Here is a 17,655-nt window from a genome sequence, read left to right as displayed (position 1 = left end):
ACTACTGCCCCTCCTTGTCTAAGGAGGGGAGTTTCTATTACAGCTAATTTATAGTTGCTATAGTCTCGTGCTTAAGTAATGTCAGAATTCCCCTCCTTGGACAAGGAGGGGCAGGGGTGGTTTGACCCGGTTTTGTAGAAATTCCCCTCTTGAGAGGGGTAAGGGTGTGTCAGCCATCTGCCGCCAACGCTCTAGCCTTTTTTTGAGAGAGACATTGCCATCCCATCACCTCCAAACTTCCTCAGAACTAGTAAATAAAATTATCAGAAAAATTTTTGCAACTTCATGCAACCTGGGGCATCTCACGTTGTCTTTAGGTCAGAAGTTGGTTAAAGAGAGGGATATTTGGTAAACCACTAGAACAAAAGCGCAACACGAAAACCAGAGTAATTTGGAAACTATCAGCTATCAGGACGTAAACAGCCAGGTTATTGATAAATGCAGGGAAGGCGACAACCGTGCACAGTATGAGCTGTACAAGCTGTACTCCAAGGCTATGTTTAACGTGAGCATGCGCATCACCAATGACTATACCGAAGCTGAGGACGTGTTGCAGGAGGCCTTTATCAGTGCTTTCAAGAACCTACATACTTATAAAGGCGAAGCGTCTTTTGGTAGCTGGCTAAAGAAAATTGTGGTGAACGCGGCCATCAACGCCATCCGGAAAAGAAGGTCGGAGTTGGTGCCGATGGACGAAAGAACCATAGGGGAGGTGCCAGAGGAAGTTTACGACGACGACAGCGAGTGGAAAGTAGAGAAAGTGCGCAAAGCCATCATGAAACTGCCAGATGGCTACAGGGTAGTGCTGACTTTATACTTACTCGAGGGTTTTGACCATGCCGAGATAGGGGAAATACTCGGGATCACCGAGTCAACTTCTAAATCGCAGTACAGCAGGGCAAAGAAGAAACTTTTGGAAATAATGAAGGAACCGCACTTTGCGGCCTGACAAAACATAATGCATGAGGAGATTTCTACCATGAAAGATAGATTTGAGGATTTTGTGAGTGAACACCGCGACGAGTTCGATGTGTTTGAGCCGCGACCGGACCTCTGGCAGAACATCTGCCAGGAAATACCGGCCCCTCGCAAAGAGGCAAAAGTAATTAACATCAAGTTCGGCGAACGTGCCAGTTTCAGTGCCGACTTCCTGTTTATGCGTATTGCGGCGGCTGTTGTGTTGCTGCTTGGCTGTGGTCTTACGCTTATCCTGATGAAGCAAAACACACAGAGTTCCAGTGCCATGCTGGCGGCCTCGCAGCAGCAGGTTATAAGCAACATAGCCCCGGAAGTAGTGGAGGTGGAGGCTTACTACGTGAGCCAGATTGAGGATATGAAAAGCGAGCTAAGCGAATACGACAAGAAAGTGCTTGGCCTCGGCGACCAGCAGGAAATTGACCGCGAACTGGCCCGCCTGGATGAGAATTACAAACAGCTTAAAAAGCAATTATACACAACCCCTAATACCGAAGAAATTGTTGAGGCCATGGTCCAGAACCTGCAGATACGGATCGAGGTGCTTAACAGGCAACTGGAAGTGCTCCAGAGTATAAAAAAGATGGAAAGAAACATTAATGCAGACCGTAAACAAAATGAAACTACGACTATATAACCTGACCTGGTGCCTGGCCTTATTGGCTATGACCTTACCAGCCAGGGCGCAGAAAGCTAAACCCGCCCCAGCGCCCTGCCCCTCCGAGGTGCAACTCAACCTTAACACAGATTGCGTTGCCACACTAGCCCAGACTTCTGCAATTGCAGAACTTCAGAAACTGCAGAACTCAGGTGTATTGGCAGACCTGAACCTGGAACTTGACCACATAGAGCTTGACATGGGGCAGAACGGGGAGTTGCTGCAGATAAACCAAAATGCCGAAACCTCTTATGATGCCGAAAAGCGCAAAACATTTGAGAAGACCTATAAGGTTAACAGCGCTGACATGCTGAGCATCCAGAATAAGTTTGGGCAGGTAAAGGTAAATACCTGGGCTAAGAGCGAGATCCAGGTGAAAGTGGACATTATAGCCAGAGCCGCTACAGAGGCAAAAGCGCAGGAGATACTTGAAAAGATCGACATCGTGGACAGCCGCAGCGACAACACCATCTCTGTAGTTACTAAAATGGACCCCATGCGTGTTTCCGGCAACAGTAACAAGAGCTTTGAGATAAACTATACGGTATACATGCCGGAGAGCAATGCACTTACACTGAAGAACTCATTTGGCGACGTGAACCTGGCCTCTCTCAAAGGAAAAACCAACATTAACGTATCGTATGGTGCCCTGAAAACAGAGCGCCTGAACAGCAACGAGAATAATGTTAAAGTAACTTACGGCTCCGGAAACTGTGGTTATATAAACGGCGGACAAATAATTCTGGCCTATGGTGATTTGTATGTGGGTGGAGCCAACGGTTTAAAAGGCAGCGCCAGCTATGGTAACTTTAAAGTGGGACAGCTAAGCGAGGAAATGGACATGACCTTCAAGCACGGCACGTTTAAGGTAGATAATGTGAGCAAGAGCTTTAAGAAAATAGCCCTGAACAGCAACTACGGTACTGTAAGTATGAATTTCGACGACAACTCCGCCTTTAACTTTGATGTAAACGTGCAGTTCGGTGATTTTAAAGTAGATAAGTCGTTGGTGAACATTACCTCTCTTGAGAAAAGCTATACTTCTGCGGAGTATAAAGGTAAATTCGGGGACTCTTCGCCGAAAGGCGTTGTAAGTGTAAGCTCCAAGTTCGGAGATGTGCGATTTACGAAATAAGTGTTTGTGATATAAAGTTTGTTTAAGTGGAGAAGGGCCGGCCTGTATAAAGGCTGGCCCTTTTTATTTATGCCAGGTGGGTATTCTTTTACTGCAGGGCTGGTTTTCTTTTATACTTAGTCTTATTTTAGGCCAATCAATACGTTATCCAAAGTATAACCTACATAAGCACACCGTATGGCAGCAGATAAAAAAGAGTTACTGAATTCATCTAAAGCACCTGAGCCTGTTGGCTTGTACCCGCATGCGCGCCGCGTGGGCAACCTGCTATTTTTATCGGGCGTGGGACCCAGAGAGCGAGGCACTAAAAAGATACCTGGCGTAGAACTGGACGAGAACGGGAACATACTTTCTTACGATATCGAAAAGCAGTGCCACTCAGTATTCCAGAATGTGCGCTACATTTTAGAGGATGCCGGCAGCAGCTGGGATAACCTGGTGGACGTGACGGTGTTCCTGACAAATATGAAAGACGACTTTGCCGCTTACAACAAGCTTTACGCCGAGTACTTTAAAGACAACCAGCCATGCCGCACTACTGTAGAGATAAACAAACTGCCTACACCCATTGCCATTGAGCTAAAGTGTATCGCTACCATTGATACGCCAACAAAAGGCTAAAGTATAAACACTGTAGTTTTGAGCAGGAACAGAGAAGAACTTTTCAGGCAGCGAGCCCAGATGCTTGCCGAGCAGGAGAAAAAGGCGGCTGCAAAATCGAGGTGGGTATCGTGGTTGCGTGTGGCTGTGTTTGTAGCCGGCGGCGGTCTGGCCTATCATTTTTTTAACACCGATAACCAGGAGGCTGGCGCGGGAGTTATACTTGCGTTTTATACCCTGTTTATACTTGTAATGCGCTGGCACAGCCGGCTGGAGTTCAAGCATCAGCAGTTGGTACTTTTGCGGCAGGTAAACGAAGAGGAGCTTGCCAGGCTGCATGGTAAGTTAAAAGCTTTTGATGGAGGAGATATTTTCATCGATGACCACCATCCCTATACTTCCGACCTCGATATTTTCGGGCAAAGCTCTTTGTTCCAGCTTGTAAACCGTTCGGTTACTAGTATAGGCAGGTTAAAGCTGGCGAAATGGCTGCGTGTGGCTGCGCCGGCTCCGCTTATACTTCAGCGGCAAAAAGCAGTAGCAGCGCTGGCAGCAGAAGATCAGCTGGATTGGCTGCAAGACTTGGTGGCCTTGCCAAGGCACTTTAAACACGACGAGGCAACCGCAGCAGGATTTATAAAGTGGTTCTCTGATAAGTTCTTTTATAAGCAGCATACCTGGCTGAAGGCGCTTGTATTTATACTTCCGGTGGTTACGCTAGCCGCTATTGCCGCCTGGGCCTACGGTGCTGTTTCGGGGTTTGTGCCTACCGCCTTTTTAGTAGTGCAGTTTATACTTGCCTACAGGTTCAGGGTAGAGCGCGACGAGTACTACGACAACAGCATGGGCATCTACGAAGCCATGCGCAGCTATACCAGGCAGTTGCAGCACATCGAGCAGAAGCAGTTTTCTACGCCATTGTTGCAGGAACTGCAGGCTAAGCTGGAGCAGTCTGGCACCAAAGGCTCCGAGAGCATACACAAGCTGGCTACCATTATCGATTACTTCTCGTGGAGGCTAAGTACCTTAATGGCCTTTTTCCTGAACACGGTGCTGATGTGGGATTTTGTGTGGATGTACCGACTGGAGAACTGGCGCGATAAGTACCTGCCGCAACTGGAAGAAATGCTGGATACGCTGGCTGAGATAGAAGCCCTGGCAAGTATAGCGGCTTTCCAGCATGCGCATCCGGAATATGCTGTTCCGGTATTATCTGATGCCCCTTTTGAATTAAGAGCCAAAGAGCTGGCGCACCCACTCATATTCTCGGTTACGCCGGTTGCCAATGATTTCGAGATGCAGGGTGCTGGCAAGACCATGGTGGTTACTGGCTCTAACATGTCGGGTAAAACTACTTTTCTGCGTACTATAGGTATAAACATGGTGCTGGCGCAGATGGGGGCTCCGGTTTGTGCTAAAAGTATGACCTTGGCCCCGGCTCAAGTATACACAGCCATGCGCACCGCCGATAACCTGGCCGAGAACACTTCTTCTTTCTATGCCGAGCTAAAACGCCTGCGCATGCTCCTGGAGCTTACAGAGCAGGGCCAGCCGGTGTTTTACTTTTTAGATGAGATACTCAAAGGCACCAACTCCCTCGACCGCCACGCCGGCGCTATGGCCCTTATTCGCCAGCTGCACAAACGCAATGCTTCCGGTTTTATCTCTACCCACGACCTGGAACTTGGCGCCATGGAGCAGGAACTGCCCGGCAGCGTATACAACTACAGCTTCAACAGCGACATTATCGGCGACGAAATTAAGTTCGATTACAAACTACGCGAGGGCATTTGCCGTAGCTTTAACGCCAGTAAACTGATGCAGCTGATGGGTATTGAGGTTTAATTTTTTGACAAAGGATATTTTGACAAAGGACAAAAGATTTTTCTGATAGAGTACTTGATTTGTCATTTCAAACATGCCTGAGACGAGGGTCGAAAGGGACCAGCGCAGCTGTGAGAAATCTGAATCAGGATTTACAGGATTAAAAGATGGACAGGATTTGGCCATCAATTTAAGTTAAAGGCTCTTTCGGACAAGGAAGCTCGCAGCAGCATAAAATCCAGACTAGCCTGTCCCGCAGCATTTCGGGAGATGTCCGAATTAGATTTACATAACTCGTAAATTCCCCTCTTGAGAGTAGGGTCGTTTCATTCTAATAAAAATGAGAAAAAAATACTGTCATTCTGTTAAGAAACTTGTGAGAAGGGAGGTTAAGCTTATACTACCAGCTACCAAGATCCTTTCAGGATGACAAAAAAGATAGAATGAAACGAGCCTGCTCCTCGGAGGGGCAGGCTCGTTTAATCTCTACCCGACTATAACATTAACACATTAAACCAATTAGCACATTAACACCATGAGAGTAGTAGCCGATATACCAAACCCGCACGTTAAAATTACCTTGCACTCCTATAATGGCAAGTATATTATCAAGTTCGAAAAAGCGAACCTGGAGCAGAGCTATAAAATAGAAGAAACAGAAGTAAACGGCGATGAGGATGTAAAAGCTTTGATAGATGATGAGTTTATCGAGGCCGTACTAAATCGTTTCCAGGATATGCGCGATGCGTTTGTGAGTACGATTAGGAGGAATGAGTAAAAATGTTGCGCCTGCTACAAGTATGGCAGCAAAGCAAAAGAGGCACCCTGTTTTGCGTGCCTCTTTATTTCTATTGCAATCGAATTAATCATTAAGCTTTCTCAGTTCCATTACCTTATAGCGAACTCCTAAAGTAAAGTTAAGCTTGGTGCCATTAGAGTATACTTCAGCTTCTTGTGTAGCACCACCATGAGATTTATACTTTATATCAGTGCGTGTTAGATCATTAAAGCCGTGCAGGTAATTCACATTTGCATCTACTGTGAATTTATTGCTTAGTTTGTAACTTAGGCTTGTACCGCCTTCCAGTAGCCAAGCGCTTTTCTCTAAAACATAGTGGTCTTTGCGCCAGGCCACGCCATCTTTCTCAAAATCTCCACTCCATGTTCCATATCTGAATCCAGTATCTAGCGGATAATGAAAATATGAGCCGCCACCATAAACATGAAGTGCTGTTCGCTCTCCAAAATTAAAAGCCTTCACATTTAACCGAATCGGAACACGTACAAAACTTGTTGTGCGATCACCTGCCTCAAAAGAACTTTTAAAATCTATACCATTTATCCTGACCTCCTGCATCAAGGGTTCTTTAATCATCCCTATCTCAAATGCATACTTATCATCCCGCTCATAACGGAGGGTAAGCCCATAGGGGGAGGCACCAAACCTGTTAACAGATTGCACCAGATTATACTTGTCTTGCTTATTTTGGAACTCAATGCCCAAGCCAAACTCGGGGCCAACATAAAATTTGTGCTGGGCTTGTATATTAAAAATTGTGCACACAAGCAGGCCGCAGATTAGGATTAATCTTTTTGTCTTCATGATCAGTCTTTGTAGTATTCGTTATTGTGTTTGCTGAAATCGAACAGCAGGTAGCTCAACCGTATTAAATAATTTGTGCTGCTGCCTTTAGAGTAGGAGTTTGCTTTTCTAGTTGGCTCTGCATTATCAGAAGTATCTTCATAAAGCTCTGCGTAAATACGTGTTATAGGCTTAAAACCTTGATAGTAACTACCTGTAAGTGCAATATTCCATTTCGGCTTTATTTGATATTTTATGCTAACGCCTGCTTCTCCTAAAATAAATTGTTTATTTACAGAATATACATTCGCCTCGAAGTATGGGGCTAATGGTTTGGAGTTTTGGAGATCACTTCCAAACCTTTGTGTGCCTGTAATACATTCTCCAGAAGGACAATCTGCTTTGGAATTGTAAACATATGACAGACCGGCAATACCTCTTAGTTGTATTTTAGGGCCGATTAAAAATAAGTTCCTATTTAATCTAATAGGTATTTGTACCATGCGATCTGGTCTGCTCCATCCATAATAATTGCGAGCCACTGTTGTGTTTACATTTGCTGTTTGTGGATTGCTGTAAAACCCACTTTCGATCGTATAATCTTTGTTTAAGTCGTAGCTAAGGCTAATACCTTTTATGGTGTGGTGATATTCTTTCGGGAAAAGTAGTCTTGTTGGGTCATCATAGGTAAAATGTTCCTGTTTAGGACCTATTTCTACTCCAATGTGGAGCTTTTGCTGGGCTGTTGCAGTCAGGTAGCTATACGCCAGGAAAAGCGTAAGAAAGGTAAGTTTTGTCTTCATTTGATTTTTAGGTAGTAGATTTTTGAGTCTTCAAATATATGAAAGAGTAAGTATTACACAATATGTTACATAAAAAAAACGCCCCTGATCTCTCAGGGGCGTTTCCTTTATACTTGCAGCTTATACTTAAGCGATAGCTACACGCTTGAAGTTGTTAACTGTCATGCCTTTGCTTGTTTTGTCAAGCAGCTGCGCGATAGTTAAAGAAGAGTCTTTTACGAACTCCTGGTTAAGCAACGTGTTCTCTTTGTAGAACTTGTTCAGCTTGCCCATTGCAATTTTCTCAAGCATAGCCTCTGGCTTGCCTTCTGCACGAGCCTGCTCTTTACCGATCTCGATCTCACGCTCAACAGTAGCAGCGTCAACGCCGTCTTTGTCAAGGGCAACCGGGTTCATAGCAGCAATCTGCATCGCAACGTCTTTACCTACTTCAGTAGCATCAGTACCGTTTGTGTTTACAAGGCCTACCAATACACCTAGTTTACCAGTAGAGTGCGTGTAAGCTACAACCTGATCAGCGTTTACAGTCTCGTAAGAAACAACGTCGATCTTCTCACCGATCTTACCCATCAGGTCAGTGATGTGATCCTGAAGAGAACGGCCATCCTCCTGGTTTGCAGCAAGAAGCTCCTCTTTAGTAGCAGCGTTAGTAGATACTGCTGTATCCATAACTCTCTGTGCTAAGCTCTTGAAGTCAGCAACTTTAGATACTGGCTCAGTTTCGCAAGCAAGTGCAACTACTTTACCGTTAGTGCCGTCGTTGCTAACCTGCGTTAAAACGATACCCTCAGAGGTAGTGTTGTCAGCACGCTTGCTGGCAATTTTCTGGCCCTGCTTACGAAGAATATCTTTAGCTGCTTCGAAATCGCCGTTAGCTTCTGTAAGCGCTTTCTTGCAGTCCATCATACCTGCTCCGGTTTCCTGACGGAGTTTGTTAACGTCTTGTGCTGTAATAGCCATCTTTTTATAATTAAGAATTATGAATTAATAATTAAGAATTCTGTGTTAGGCGGTGAGTGGAAAGTGAAAGTCTTTTGTCCTTTGTCAAAAAATCTTTTGTCCCTTTCCCTAGTCCCCTAAAACAAACTGAACATTGAAGCAGCAAAGCCCAATGTTCAGTTCGTTGTTATTGCAATATGAACAATTGATTATTGCTCGTCAGCTTCTTGCTTAGCCTTGATGCCTTCTTCCTCAGAACGCTTACGCTCAGTTTCCTCTTTGTCAACCTTACGCTCAGACAAACCTTCCTCGATAGCTTTACCGATTAGGGATACGATAAGCGCTACAGACTTAGATGCGTCGTCGTTAGCTGGGATTGGGAAATCTACAAGCTCAGGGTTAGAGTTAGTATCGCAGATAGCGAATACTGGCAGGTTCAGTTTCTGAGCCTCTTTCACTGCGATGTGCTCACGCTTCACGTCAACGATGAAAAGCGCAGCTGGCAGACGAGATAGGTCAGCGATACCGCCAAGAACACGCTCCAGTTTCTCACGCTCACGAGAAAGCATTAGTCTTTCACGCTTCGCGATAGCTGCATAAGCAGTGTTGTCTTTCACCATCTTATCGATAGTAGACATTTTCTTAAGAGACTTACGCACAGTAGCGAAGTTAGTAAGCATACCGCCTAACCAACGATCAGTAACGTAAGGCATTTTAAGACGACGAGCCTCTTCCGCTACGATGTCCTGCGCCTGCTTCTTAGTAGCAACGAAAAGGATCTTACGGCCAGACTTAGCGATGTTCTTGATAGCAGCAGAAGCTTCCTCAAGAGCAACCAATGTCTTGTTTAAGTCAATGATATGGATACCGTTCTTCTCCATGAAGATATACGGAGCCATTTTCGGATCCCACTTGCGGGTAAGGTGGCCAAAGTGAACACCAGCCTCAAGTAATTCTTTATAATTAGTACTTGCCATGTTGTTGATACACCTAAAATATTAACGTTTACTGAACTGGAATGAACGACGAGCTTTACGCTTACCGAATTTCTTACGCTCCACCATGCGTGGGTCACGCGTGATGAATCCTTCTTTACGAAGTGCTGACTTAACTTCGGCGTTCTCAACTACCAGTGCTTTAGAGATAGCAAGTCTTAGTGCCTCAGCCTGGCCGCTTACACCACCACCTTTTAGATTAGCAGTAACATCGTACTTGCCAATTAGATCTAAGGTTTGAAACGGCTGATTTACTATTGTTTGCAATACTTCGTTAGGGAAGTATGCCTTGATATCTTTACCGTTAATAGTGATATTCCCTTGCCCGGCCGTCATGTAGATACGAGCCACCGAGGTTTTTCTTCTACCAGATGTATTGATAACTTCCATTAAAATTATAAGTTGAAGGTTAATTCTTTAGGCTGCTGAGCTGCAAATGGATGCTCGCTTCCTGTAAAAACATGAAGATTTCTGAATAGCTCGCGACCTAGTGGGCCTTTTGGCAACATACCACGAACTGCACGCTCAACTAGCAAAGTTGATGATTTAGCCTTTAGCTCACGTGGAGAAGTCTTCTTCTGACCGCCTGGGTAACCAGTGTGTGTCAGGTAGTACTTCTGATCCCACTTACGGCCTGTGAAACGTACATTATCAGCATTGATAATGATCACGTTGTCGCCGCAGTCAGCGTTAGGAGTATACGAAGGCTTGTGCTTGCCTTTCAGGATCTTAGCAACTTCCGATGCCACACGACCCAAGCTTCCTTGACCTGCATCAACAATCACCCAGCCTTTGTTGGCTGTCTTCTTGTTGACAGTAAGGGTCTTATAACTTAAATGATCCATTTTTAGTGGTTGTAAGCGATTATTTATTTAACTATTTGATTTTTCGGACTTTGAAAAATGGTCACAAAGATAGAAAGACTTTATTTGATATGCAATACATGTGTTAGAAATATGCTGTGTAGCAGGAGGGTAGCAGTTGCGAAGTTCTTTTCATGTCCCTTAAAGTATAAAAGCCCTAAAGGACGTATCAGATTCTTTAGGGCTTTTACAAAGTATGAATACTAGTTTTTCTTTATCATAACTGGTGGCGGTGGCGGAAGTAACCCAGGCAGTTCTCCATACTTACTTTTGGCAGTTGCCATACCTTTAGCGTTGCTATAGTCATATACCTCAGTAGCTCCCGATTTCAGGTAAATAAGTATAGACTGTGGGCCTTTCTCGGAGTGTACGCGCCAGCCAACTTTTTCAACAGCTGTATTTCTCTTCAGGAAGTTAGTATACTCCACAGGCAAGTTGTTCTTATCGTCATAATAGTCTATGTCGTCTGGCGTAATTGTGAAAATGCCATCCTGTGGTTGCGTCCTTTTAGAGCGAGCATCAAATTCCTCCTGTGTCACAACCTCTGCAGGAGGTGGAGATGAAGGCAGTTTGCCATACTTTTTCTCTGCGGCAGCGCGGCTTGCTTTGTCCTCCAGGTTATAAATCTCTTCTGTTGTCTCCAGTCTTACAATTATCTGATTTGCACTCGTCCAAAACAGCTTTCTTACCTGCGGGTTACGTGCGTAGAAGTCTTTGTATTCGTCTACTACTTGTGGTCTTTTTTCTTGTGCAGCACCTGGTATGCTGGCTACTACTTTGTCGTAAAGCTCATTATCAGGTAAGTATAATCCATACTTCTTGACAGCCGCCGCTATGTCCTGCTCGTTGTCTAACTCATACACATCAGCAGTTCCGGTAACAGGTGTTATCGTTAAATTGTGGGGAGCTGTCCAGCAGGCGGTCTTGTAAGAAGGATTGTCTTTGATGTAGATGGCCGGGCCTACTTTTGTATATCCACCAGCTTCACCGGGGTATATACTTTTAAAAGCAACCAGCAGCACAGCAACGAGGGGCAGCGCAATAAGCAATCTCAGCTTGTTGGCCTTGGTACTTGGCAATTTGTTCATCATGGCTATTCTTGTTTTTAGAGGTGAGAAATTGAATTGATTCGCAATTTGCGGCTCCGAAATACCAGTCACCTTCAGGAGGAGGTACTGGTAGTCTTTTCGGTCTACGCCGGCGGTAAGTACATTCTGGTCGGCAATAAACTCCAGGTTCTCTTTTATGGCTCGTTTCATAAGCCAGCCGCCCGGGTTAAACCAGCAGAGCAGCGTGCCAAATTCAATCAGCAATACATCCAGGGTATGCCAGCCTTTTACATGCACTAGCTCATGGTTAAGTATGGCGTTGAGTTCGTGATGCTTGTGCTGCTTGGGGTTTAGGTAAATGGCCTGCCAGAACGAGAAGGCATGGTTTATACTCGGTACCTGGCGGTAATCAATGCCATTATGTCTGGCCGGCACAGACCCCGCATGTATTTTATAAAGCGAGATAAATTGAAGTAGTAGCCTCATAGCTACTAAAACTGCCCCCGCAATTACCAAGCCCACCGGTATCAGCCAGTAGTCAAAAGCCTGCGCTTGCTGGGTTGTTGTTGATGCCTGCCAGGTTGTGGGCAAAGCTATCGCATAATTATTTACAACTGCCAATGGCTCGTGCCGCTCAAAAAACAGGGATAGGTCCACTAATGGGTAAAGCGCGGAAAACAGGATCCCAAAAAGCAGGTAGCCCCGGTTTAAAGTATAAAATGTTAGCCGACGCAGCACGAAGTGGTATGCCAGGTAAAACAAGACCAGGGCAACGTTTGCTTTCAGGAGGTATAGAAGTAAGGCAGGCATATTATTCAGACTTTTTGTTTTCGATCATGTCTATTATCTCTTTCAGTTCTTCGGCGCTTATCTGCTTCTCTTTCGCAAAAAAAGCTACCAGTTCTTTGTAAGAGTTTTTGAAGTAGTCTCCCACAAATCCTTTCATGAACTTCTTCTTGTATTCAGCTTCCTTGAGCGAAGGCAGATAACGGTAAGAGTTGCCCAGCTTTTCACCCTTCACAAACCCCTTCTTTTCCAGATTCTTTACTGTAGAGGCCAGTGTAGTATATGGTGGCTTGGGCTCAGGCAATTTTTCAAGAAAATCCTTTATAAAGCCGCCGCCGGTTTCCCAGATCACCTGCATAGCCTCTTCTTCTTGCTGCGTTAGTTTTTCCATACTTTTACGATGTTTTCGTATAGTTACGAAATGTTCGTAATAAAAGCTACGAAACTTTCGTAATTATTTTTGATATGTTTAAAATGGACTAGCTGGGGCTTTTTATTGAAAGGATATCGGGAGGTTAGTAATTCATCTGACCCCAACAAAATAGGTACTGGTATGGAATGAGCAGCCTGCCGTATCATGACAGTAGAATTACTAAAGTATAAATCCTATATTTATACTTGTGCTTTTTAAAAGTATACTATGCTCAAGAAACTTTACCTATCCTTTGCCTTAGCCGGACAAAATATCCGCACCAGGCTATTCCATACTTTGCTCTCCATACTTGGTATTGTGATTGGCGTAGCGGCCTTGGTTACAGTGCTCTCGCTGATAGATGGCTTGGAGGAGTTTGCCCAGCAGGAGATCACGAAAACAACCGACTTTAAAGCTGTTATTATAGGCACCCGCACCCACAAAAGAATAAATGACATCTCGCTGGCAAAAACCGATTATAGTTATCTGGACTACGAAACGATGAACAGCCTGGCAGCGTCGGTTCCGAAACCTGCCAGGGGTTTTCTGCAAGTGAAAAGCAATAAAGAGATTTTTCTGGAGGGTAAGTCAGAACCAATGGGGGCTGGCGTAATGGCGACAAACCTGTACTACCCCACAGATGCTGAAGCAGCGCATGGAAAATTATTTGATGAAACAGATGTGAAGCAGCAAAAGCCAGTAGCCATCGTTAACCATGGTTTCACGATCCAGGCCTTTGGGCAAGATTCCGCAGCATTTGCACTGAACAAAACCGTGAAGGTTGATAGTCTGGAATTGAAAATTATTGGCGTACTGCCCGAAGACGAGGATAAAGCAGCGCGAGTATTTTTCCCGATAACTTTGCTAAACGACTCACAACTAAAGGCCAACCCACCAGTGGGGATACTGGAAGCGAAGGATATAATGGATGTGGCTGAAATCAAGAGTTTTTCCGAAGATTGGCTGAAAGCAAAATTCCCCGCCGATACTACTGATTTTCAGGTGGCTACTAACGAGGGCAGGGTAGAGCAGGCAGCCAGGGGCTTCTTGCTGTTCCGGGTGGTGATGGGCATGATCGTGGGGATATCGGTGATCGTGGGTGGTATTGGTGTTATGAACGTGCTGCTGATCTCGGTGACAGAACGCACCGTGGAAATTGGGGTGCGCAAAGCCCTTGGTGCCAAAAAGCGCGACATACTGCTGCAGTTTCTGGCCGAGTCTGTAACGGTGTCTTTGTTCGGAAGTATACTTGGCTTGCTCCTGGGCATACTTGCTACATTGGGTATTGTGCCTATAGTTAAGGCTTTTGTTGATGTACCGTTTCAAGCCGCTTATACTTTAGATACCTTCATGGTTATTGCCAGTATAGCCGTGGTGGTAGGGATTGTGTTTGGTACCTATCCGGCAACCCGCGCAGCCAAACTGGATCCGGTAGAGGCTATCAGGAGAGAGTAGCGTGAAATTTATACTTTATACTTTTCAGCAAATAAAGTTATACATCTTTCTGTGATTAAGTTTCGTCTACAAAAGCAGCCAAACAAGAAACTATGAAAGCCATACTTGTAAAACAACCCGGCGGACCAGAGCAACTTATACTTGGAGAGTACGAGCAGCCTTTGCCGGGACCTTACGAATTGCTGGTAAAAGTACACGCCACAGCGCTTAACCGTGCCGACACGCTCCAGCGGCAGGGCAAATACCCACCACCAAAAGGAGCCAGCCCATTACTTGGTTTAGAAATAGCAGGAGAGGTAGCAGAGACAGGTATAAACTGCACACGGTTTAAAAAAGGAGATAAAGTTTTTGGCCTGTTGCCGGGAGGTGGTTACGCCGAGTATGCCATCATTGATGAAAACATGGCAATGCCGGTGCCGGACAATTTGACCATGGAACAGGCTGCTGCCATACCCGAGGTGTTCATGACGGCCTATCAGGCTTTGTTCTGGCTAGGCAAGCTGCAGCCACAAGAGCGTGTACTGATACATGCAGGTGCTAGCGGAGTAGGTACTGCTGCCATACAGCTGGCCCGGGCACACAAAGCAGAGGTGCTTACAACAGCATCGGAGTTTAAGGTGCATGCCTGCAAAGAGCTGGGTGCGCACAAAAGTATAAACTACCAGGAAGTGCCTTTCGAAGATGAGGTGCTGGCTTATACGAACAACGAGGGTGTGGATGTGATCGTGGATTTTATAGCCGGGCCATACTTTAACCAGAACATTGAATGCCTGCGCACCGATGGCCGCCTGGTTATACTTGCCAGCCTGGGCGGGGGAAAGGTAGACGATTTTGACCTGCGCAAGATCCTGATTAAACGCCTGCAGGTGATCGGCTCTACGCTGCGCTCCAGAACCAAAGGCTACCAGATACAGCTAACCCAGGAAATGAGCGACTTTGCCATGCCGCATTTCATAAGCGGAGCCATAAAGCCTGTTATTGATTCTGTGTATGATTGGCAGGATGTAGCCGAGGCGCACCGTTACATGGAGCAGAATAAGAACATCGGAAAGATCGTGCTAAGGGTAAGCTGAGACACAAGATTTCAGACTCAAGACACAGGATTTTCTTCAATATGTTGTCCCGAATGCTTTGGGGGTACATCAAAGTTTATTTAAAAAGAGTCTTACGTCTTGTGTCTGAAATCTTGTGTCCTAATACTTCCTAGTGTGTTCTAAGCTGCTTGACCAGTACAGCAAAATCCTTAGGGTAAGGTGCCTCTACTTTTACCGGCTCTCCGTTTAGCAAAGTAAACCCAATATTAAAGGAGTGTAGGGCAAAGCGCTTTATAAGTGGCTGCTCTTCTGTGTCTTTCTTTAGGTTAAATTTGCGTTTCAGGCTGCTTAAGTATAAATGCTCACCTCCGTAAAGCGTATCGCCAACAATTGGTGCACCCAGCGATGCCAGGTGTATACGTATCTGGTGCAAACGACCTGTAACCGGCAAACATTCTATCAGGCTGTGGCGGCTGTAGTTCTCGACTGTGGTAAAGTATGTTTCGGCTGGCTTGCCCTGTGGCGTTAGTTTGGCCACACCCTTGGCTCCCGCAAGTATAGACTTGTTTACCAGTTCATCCTCGAAATGGTGTACGCCCCATACAATTGCATGGTATACTTTGTAAACCTCACGGTGTTCAAACTGCATGGCTACATGGCGGTACGCCTCCGCGTTTTTTGCAAACACAAGGCAACCCGATGTGTCCTTGTCCAGACGGTGGCAGGCTTGCAGGTCAGGGTTGTACTGGCGCGCTATCTTTAAAAGGTTGGTTGAGTTTGGCGTTCTGTCTTCGAGGGTGGCAAGAAAGGGCGGCTTGTTTACCACCACGTAATCTTCATTCTCAAATATGATCAGGTCCTTAAAAACCGGGTATTTCATGTGTTGCTATACTTTGTGAACTGCACCATCTTATACTTTTGCCTGTGCAGCACTGCAAAGATACACATTTTGGGGTTTGATTTTTGGTTGATCGTTATTCGTTGCTCGTTGTTAGGGTTGTAGAGGGGCTGTTGTTATTAATAGTTGTTGGTTATTCGTTATTGGGAAATGTAGAGACGCAATATTTTGCGTCTTGTCTGCTACAAGGCAGTTTTCCTTTCTGTTCCTATGCAGCCAAACAATAAAATGATTTATGTTGAATCAGCATACCAATTTACAGAGTGTGTTATGGTTAAGGATTGCGTCAGAGAGAACTGTTTATACTTTCATAGAAACAAGACGCAAGGTATTGCGTCTCTACGGTCAGGTTTTCGCCGGCTATTGGCAATCGTAACCTCACAGCATCTTCCTGACCTGTGAGCGTTTTTACTAAAGCGGATAAGACGCAAGGTATTGTGATTTTCTGTTCGCTCAACGAGTAACGGTCATCGAATAATGAAACTTACTTCCTTGTAGCCCACAAGACGCAAAATATTGCGTCTCTACAACCCTAACAACCAATAACGGATAACCAATAACCAAATCCCAATAACCAAATCCCAACAACCAATAACGATCAACGAATAACTACACCTTCGCTTTTTGAAGCTTAAAACGTAGCGTTGTGCCTTTGCCAACTTCGCTTTTAACGGCTATAAATGATTTGTGTGCCTCTACGATGTGTTTGCAGATGGCCAGGCCAAGGCCGGTGCTGCTGGTGTCGCGGGCACGGCTTTTATCGATGCGGTAGAAACGCTCAAAAATCCGGTTGATGTGCTCCTGAGCAATGCCGCGGCCGTCGTCTTTCACGGTAACTGTATACTTCTTACGGCCTTCGTCAAATGTAACCCAGATGTTTCCGCCTTTGCGGCCATACTTTATCGCGTTATCAATCAGGTTAATGAATACCTGGCGCATACGGTTAGGGTCGGCAAAAAGCATAACCTGCTTATCCGGGTTCACATCTAGGTGCAGGTTTACCTGGTGCTGTACAGCTTTTTGTTCCAGTTGCTCAAATACTTCATACATCAGCTGCACCGCATCAAAATTGCGTTTGGCCATTTTCGCAACGCCTTTCTCAAACTGCGAAATACTGATCAGGTCCTGTACCAGTGCGTCCAGGCCGTCAAGGCTTTTGGCGGCTTTCTCAAGGAACCTCTCCCGCACGTTGGGATCGTCCATGGCCCCATCCAGTAATGTATGGATGAAGCCCTGCGCCGCAAAGATCGGTGTCTTCAGTTCATGGGATACATCGGCAAGGAACTCGCGGCGCATAGCCTGCAGGCGCTTTAGTTCGTCTATTTCCTGCTGCTTTCGTTCAGCGATCAGGTAAATCTCGTCCTTTATTTTTGTCAGAGGATCAGAGGTGAAAATAGACTTGCTCTCAGATTTCTTGAACTCCTGCCTTTTTACTTTTTCGATGCTGCTGTATACGTTTTTAATTTCGCGCAGCACCAAAGCCTCATAAGAAAAGTATACCAGCAGGAAGCAACTGATAAATACGATAACCAGGGCTACCTTAAAACCTTCGGAAGAAAAGTAACTGGCTAAAGCAAGAAAGGCGGTAAGCACCAAAGCCACCGCCAATGAAATTATAATGGTAAGGGAACGGGAATTTAAATTCAT

The 17,655-nt window shown here is 45.4% G+C and carries 18 protein-coding genes; 8 read left to right on the top strand and 10 right to left on the bottom strand.

What is annotated here, in order from left to right:
* Nucleotides 1-391 precede the first annotated feature (391 nt).
* From AC4BAP_RS05110 to AC4BAP_RS05085, 6 genes are all read left to right on the top strand, one after another.
* On the top strand, nucleotides 392-949 hold the full coding sequence (locus tag AC4BAP_RS05110; RefSeq protein ID WP_490581547.1) for an RNA polymerase sigma factor: 558 nt from the start codon (nucleotides 392-394) through the stop codon (nucleotides 947-949).
* Between the two features lie 30 nt (nucleotides 950-979).
* Nucleotides 980-1,612, top strand: a complete 633-nt coding sequence (locus AC4BAP_RS05105) for a hypothetical protein (protein ID WP_490581546.1) — start codon at nucleotides 980-982, stop codon at nucleotides 1,610-1,612.
* On the top strand, nucleotides 1,593-2,768 hold the full coding sequence (locus tag AC4BAP_RS05100; protein ID WP_490581545.1) for a DUF4097 family beta strand repeat-containing protein: 1,176 nt from the start codon (nucleotides 1,593-1,595) through the stop codon (nucleotides 2,766-2,768). Before AC4BAP_RS05105 ends, AC4BAP_RS05100 begins: the two co-directional genes overlap by 20 nt.
* 177 nt (nucleotides 2,769-2,945) lie before the next feature.
* Complete coding sequence (locus tag AC4BAP_RS05095; protein WP_490581544.1) at nucleotides 2,946-3,389, top strand: RidA family protein; 444 nt, start codon at nucleotides 2,946-2,948, stop codon at nucleotides 3,387-3,389.
* 18 nt (nucleotides 3,390-3,407) lie between these two features.
* Nucleotides 3,408-5,213, top strand: a complete 1,806-nt coding sequence (locus AC4BAP_RS05090) for a MutS-related protein (protein ID WP_490581543.1) — start codon at nucleotides 3,408-3,410, stop codon at nucleotides 5,211-5,213.
* 514 nt (nucleotides 5,214-5,727) lie between these two features.
* Nucleotides 5,728-5,970, top strand: coding sequence for a hypothetical protein (locus tag AC4BAP_RS05085; RefSeq protein WP_490581542.1), 243 nt, complete (start codon nucleotides 5,728-5,730; stop codon nucleotides 5,968-5,970).
* Nucleotides 5,971-6,054: 84 nt separating this feature from the next.
* Here the strand turns inward: AC4BAP_RS05085 and AC4BAP_RS05080 are convergent, their stop codons facing one another.
* The 8 genes from AC4BAP_RS05080 to AC4BAP_RS05045 all read right to left on the bottom strand — a co-directional run bounded on the left by AC4BAP_RS05080 (nucleotide 6,055) and on the right by AC4BAP_RS05045 (nucleotide 12,600).
* The gene (locus AC4BAP_RS05080; protein WP_490581541.1) at nucleotides 6,055-6,795 is read right to left on the bottom strand and encodes a hypothetical protein; all 741 of its coding nucleotides are present in this window, start codon (nucleotides 6,793-6,795) and stop codon (nucleotides 6,055-6,057) included.
* 2 nt (nucleotides 6,796-6,797) lie between these two features.
* Nucleotides 6,798-7,577, bottom strand: coding sequence for a hypothetical protein (locus tag AC4BAP_RS05075; protein ID WP_490581540.1), 780 nt, complete (start codon nucleotides 7,575-7,577; stop codon nucleotides 6,798-6,800).
* A gap of 126 nt (nucleotides 7,578-7,703) precedes the next feature.
* Nucleotides 7,704-8,537: a translation elongation factor Ts gene (gene tsf / locus AC4BAP_RS05070; protein ID WP_490581539.1), complete on the bottom strand. Its 834-nt coding sequence runs from the start codon at nucleotides 8,535-8,537 to the stop codon at nucleotides 7,704-7,706.
* Between the two features lie 188 nt (nucleotides 8,538-8,725).
* A complete protein-coding gene (gene rpsB, locus AC4BAP_RS05065; protein WP_490581538.1) occupies nucleotides 8,726-9,493 on the bottom strand; it encodes a 30S ribosomal protein S2 in 768 nt (255 codons plus the stop codon).
* A 21-nt stretch (nucleotides 9,494-9,514) separates the two neighbouring features.
* Nucleotides 9,515-9,901, bottom strand: a complete 387-nt coding sequence (gene rpsI / locus AC4BAP_RS05060; RefSeq protein ID WP_490581537.1) for a 30S ribosomal protein S9 — start codon at nucleotides 9,899-9,901, stop codon at nucleotides 9,515-9,517.
* A gap of 5 nt (nucleotides 9,902-9,906) precedes the next feature.
* Nucleotides 9,907-10,356, bottom strand: coding sequence for a 50S ribosomal protein L13 (gene rplM, locus AC4BAP_RS05055; protein WP_490581536.1), 450 nt, complete (start codon nucleotides 10,354-10,356; stop codon nucleotides 9,907-9,909).
* A gap of 221 nt (nucleotides 10,357-10,577) precedes the next feature.
* Nucleotides 10,578-12,233 carry a M56 family metallopeptidase gene (locus AC4BAP_RS05050; RefSeq protein WP_490581535.1) on the bottom strand — a complete coding sequence of 552 codons (1,656 nt, stop codon included), beginning with the start codon at nucleotides 12,231-12,233 and terminating at the stop codon, nucleotides 10,578-10,580.
* A 1-nt stretch (nucleotide 12,234) separates the two neighbouring features.
* Nucleotides 12,235-12,600 (bottom strand): BlaI/MecI/CopY family transcriptional regulator, encoded by a 366-nt coding sequence (locus AC4BAP_RS05045; RefSeq protein WP_490581534.1) that lies wholly within the window; start codon nucleotides 12,598-12,600, stop codon nucleotides 12,235-12,237.
* Nucleotides 12,601-12,849: 249 nt separating this feature from the next.
* Between AC4BAP_RS05045 and AC4BAP_RS05040 the strand changes: the two genes are divergently transcribed.
* Both AC4BAP_RS05040 and AC4BAP_RS05035 read left to right on the top strand, forming a co-directional pair.
* A complete protein-coding gene (locus AC4BAP_RS05040) occupies nucleotides 12,850-14,076 on the top strand; it encodes an ABC transporter permease (protein WP_490581533.1) in 1,227 nt (408 codons plus the stop codon).
* A 92-nt stretch (nucleotides 14,077-14,168) separates the two neighbouring features.
* Complete coding sequence (locus AC4BAP_RS05035) at nucleotides 14,169-15,149, top strand: NAD(P)H-quinone oxidoreductase (RefSeq protein ID WP_490581532.1); 981 nt, start codon at nucleotides 14,169-14,171, stop codon at nucleotides 15,147-15,149.
* A gap of 130 nt (nucleotides 15,150-15,279) precedes the next feature.
* Here the strand turns inward: AC4BAP_RS05035 and AC4BAP_RS05030 are convergent, their stop codons facing one another.
* Nucleotides 15,280-15,990: an RluA family pseudouridine synthase gene (locus AC4BAP_RS05030; protein WP_490581531.1), complete on the bottom strand. Its 711-nt coding sequence runs from the start codon at nucleotides 15,988-15,990 to the stop codon at nucleotides 15,280-15,282.
* Nucleotides 15,991-16,617: 627 nt separating this feature from the next.
* Nucleotides 16,618-17,655, bottom strand: coding sequence for a sensor histidine kinase (locus AC4BAP_RS05025; protein WP_490581530.1), 1,038 nt, complete (start codon nucleotides 17,653-17,655; stop codon nucleotides 16,618-16,620).

It is taken from the genome of Pontibacter sp. GD7, from assembly GCF_058216375.1.
Note: the sequence above shows the minus strand (reverse complement) of the source record. Positions and strands in the feature narration are given on the sequence as shown.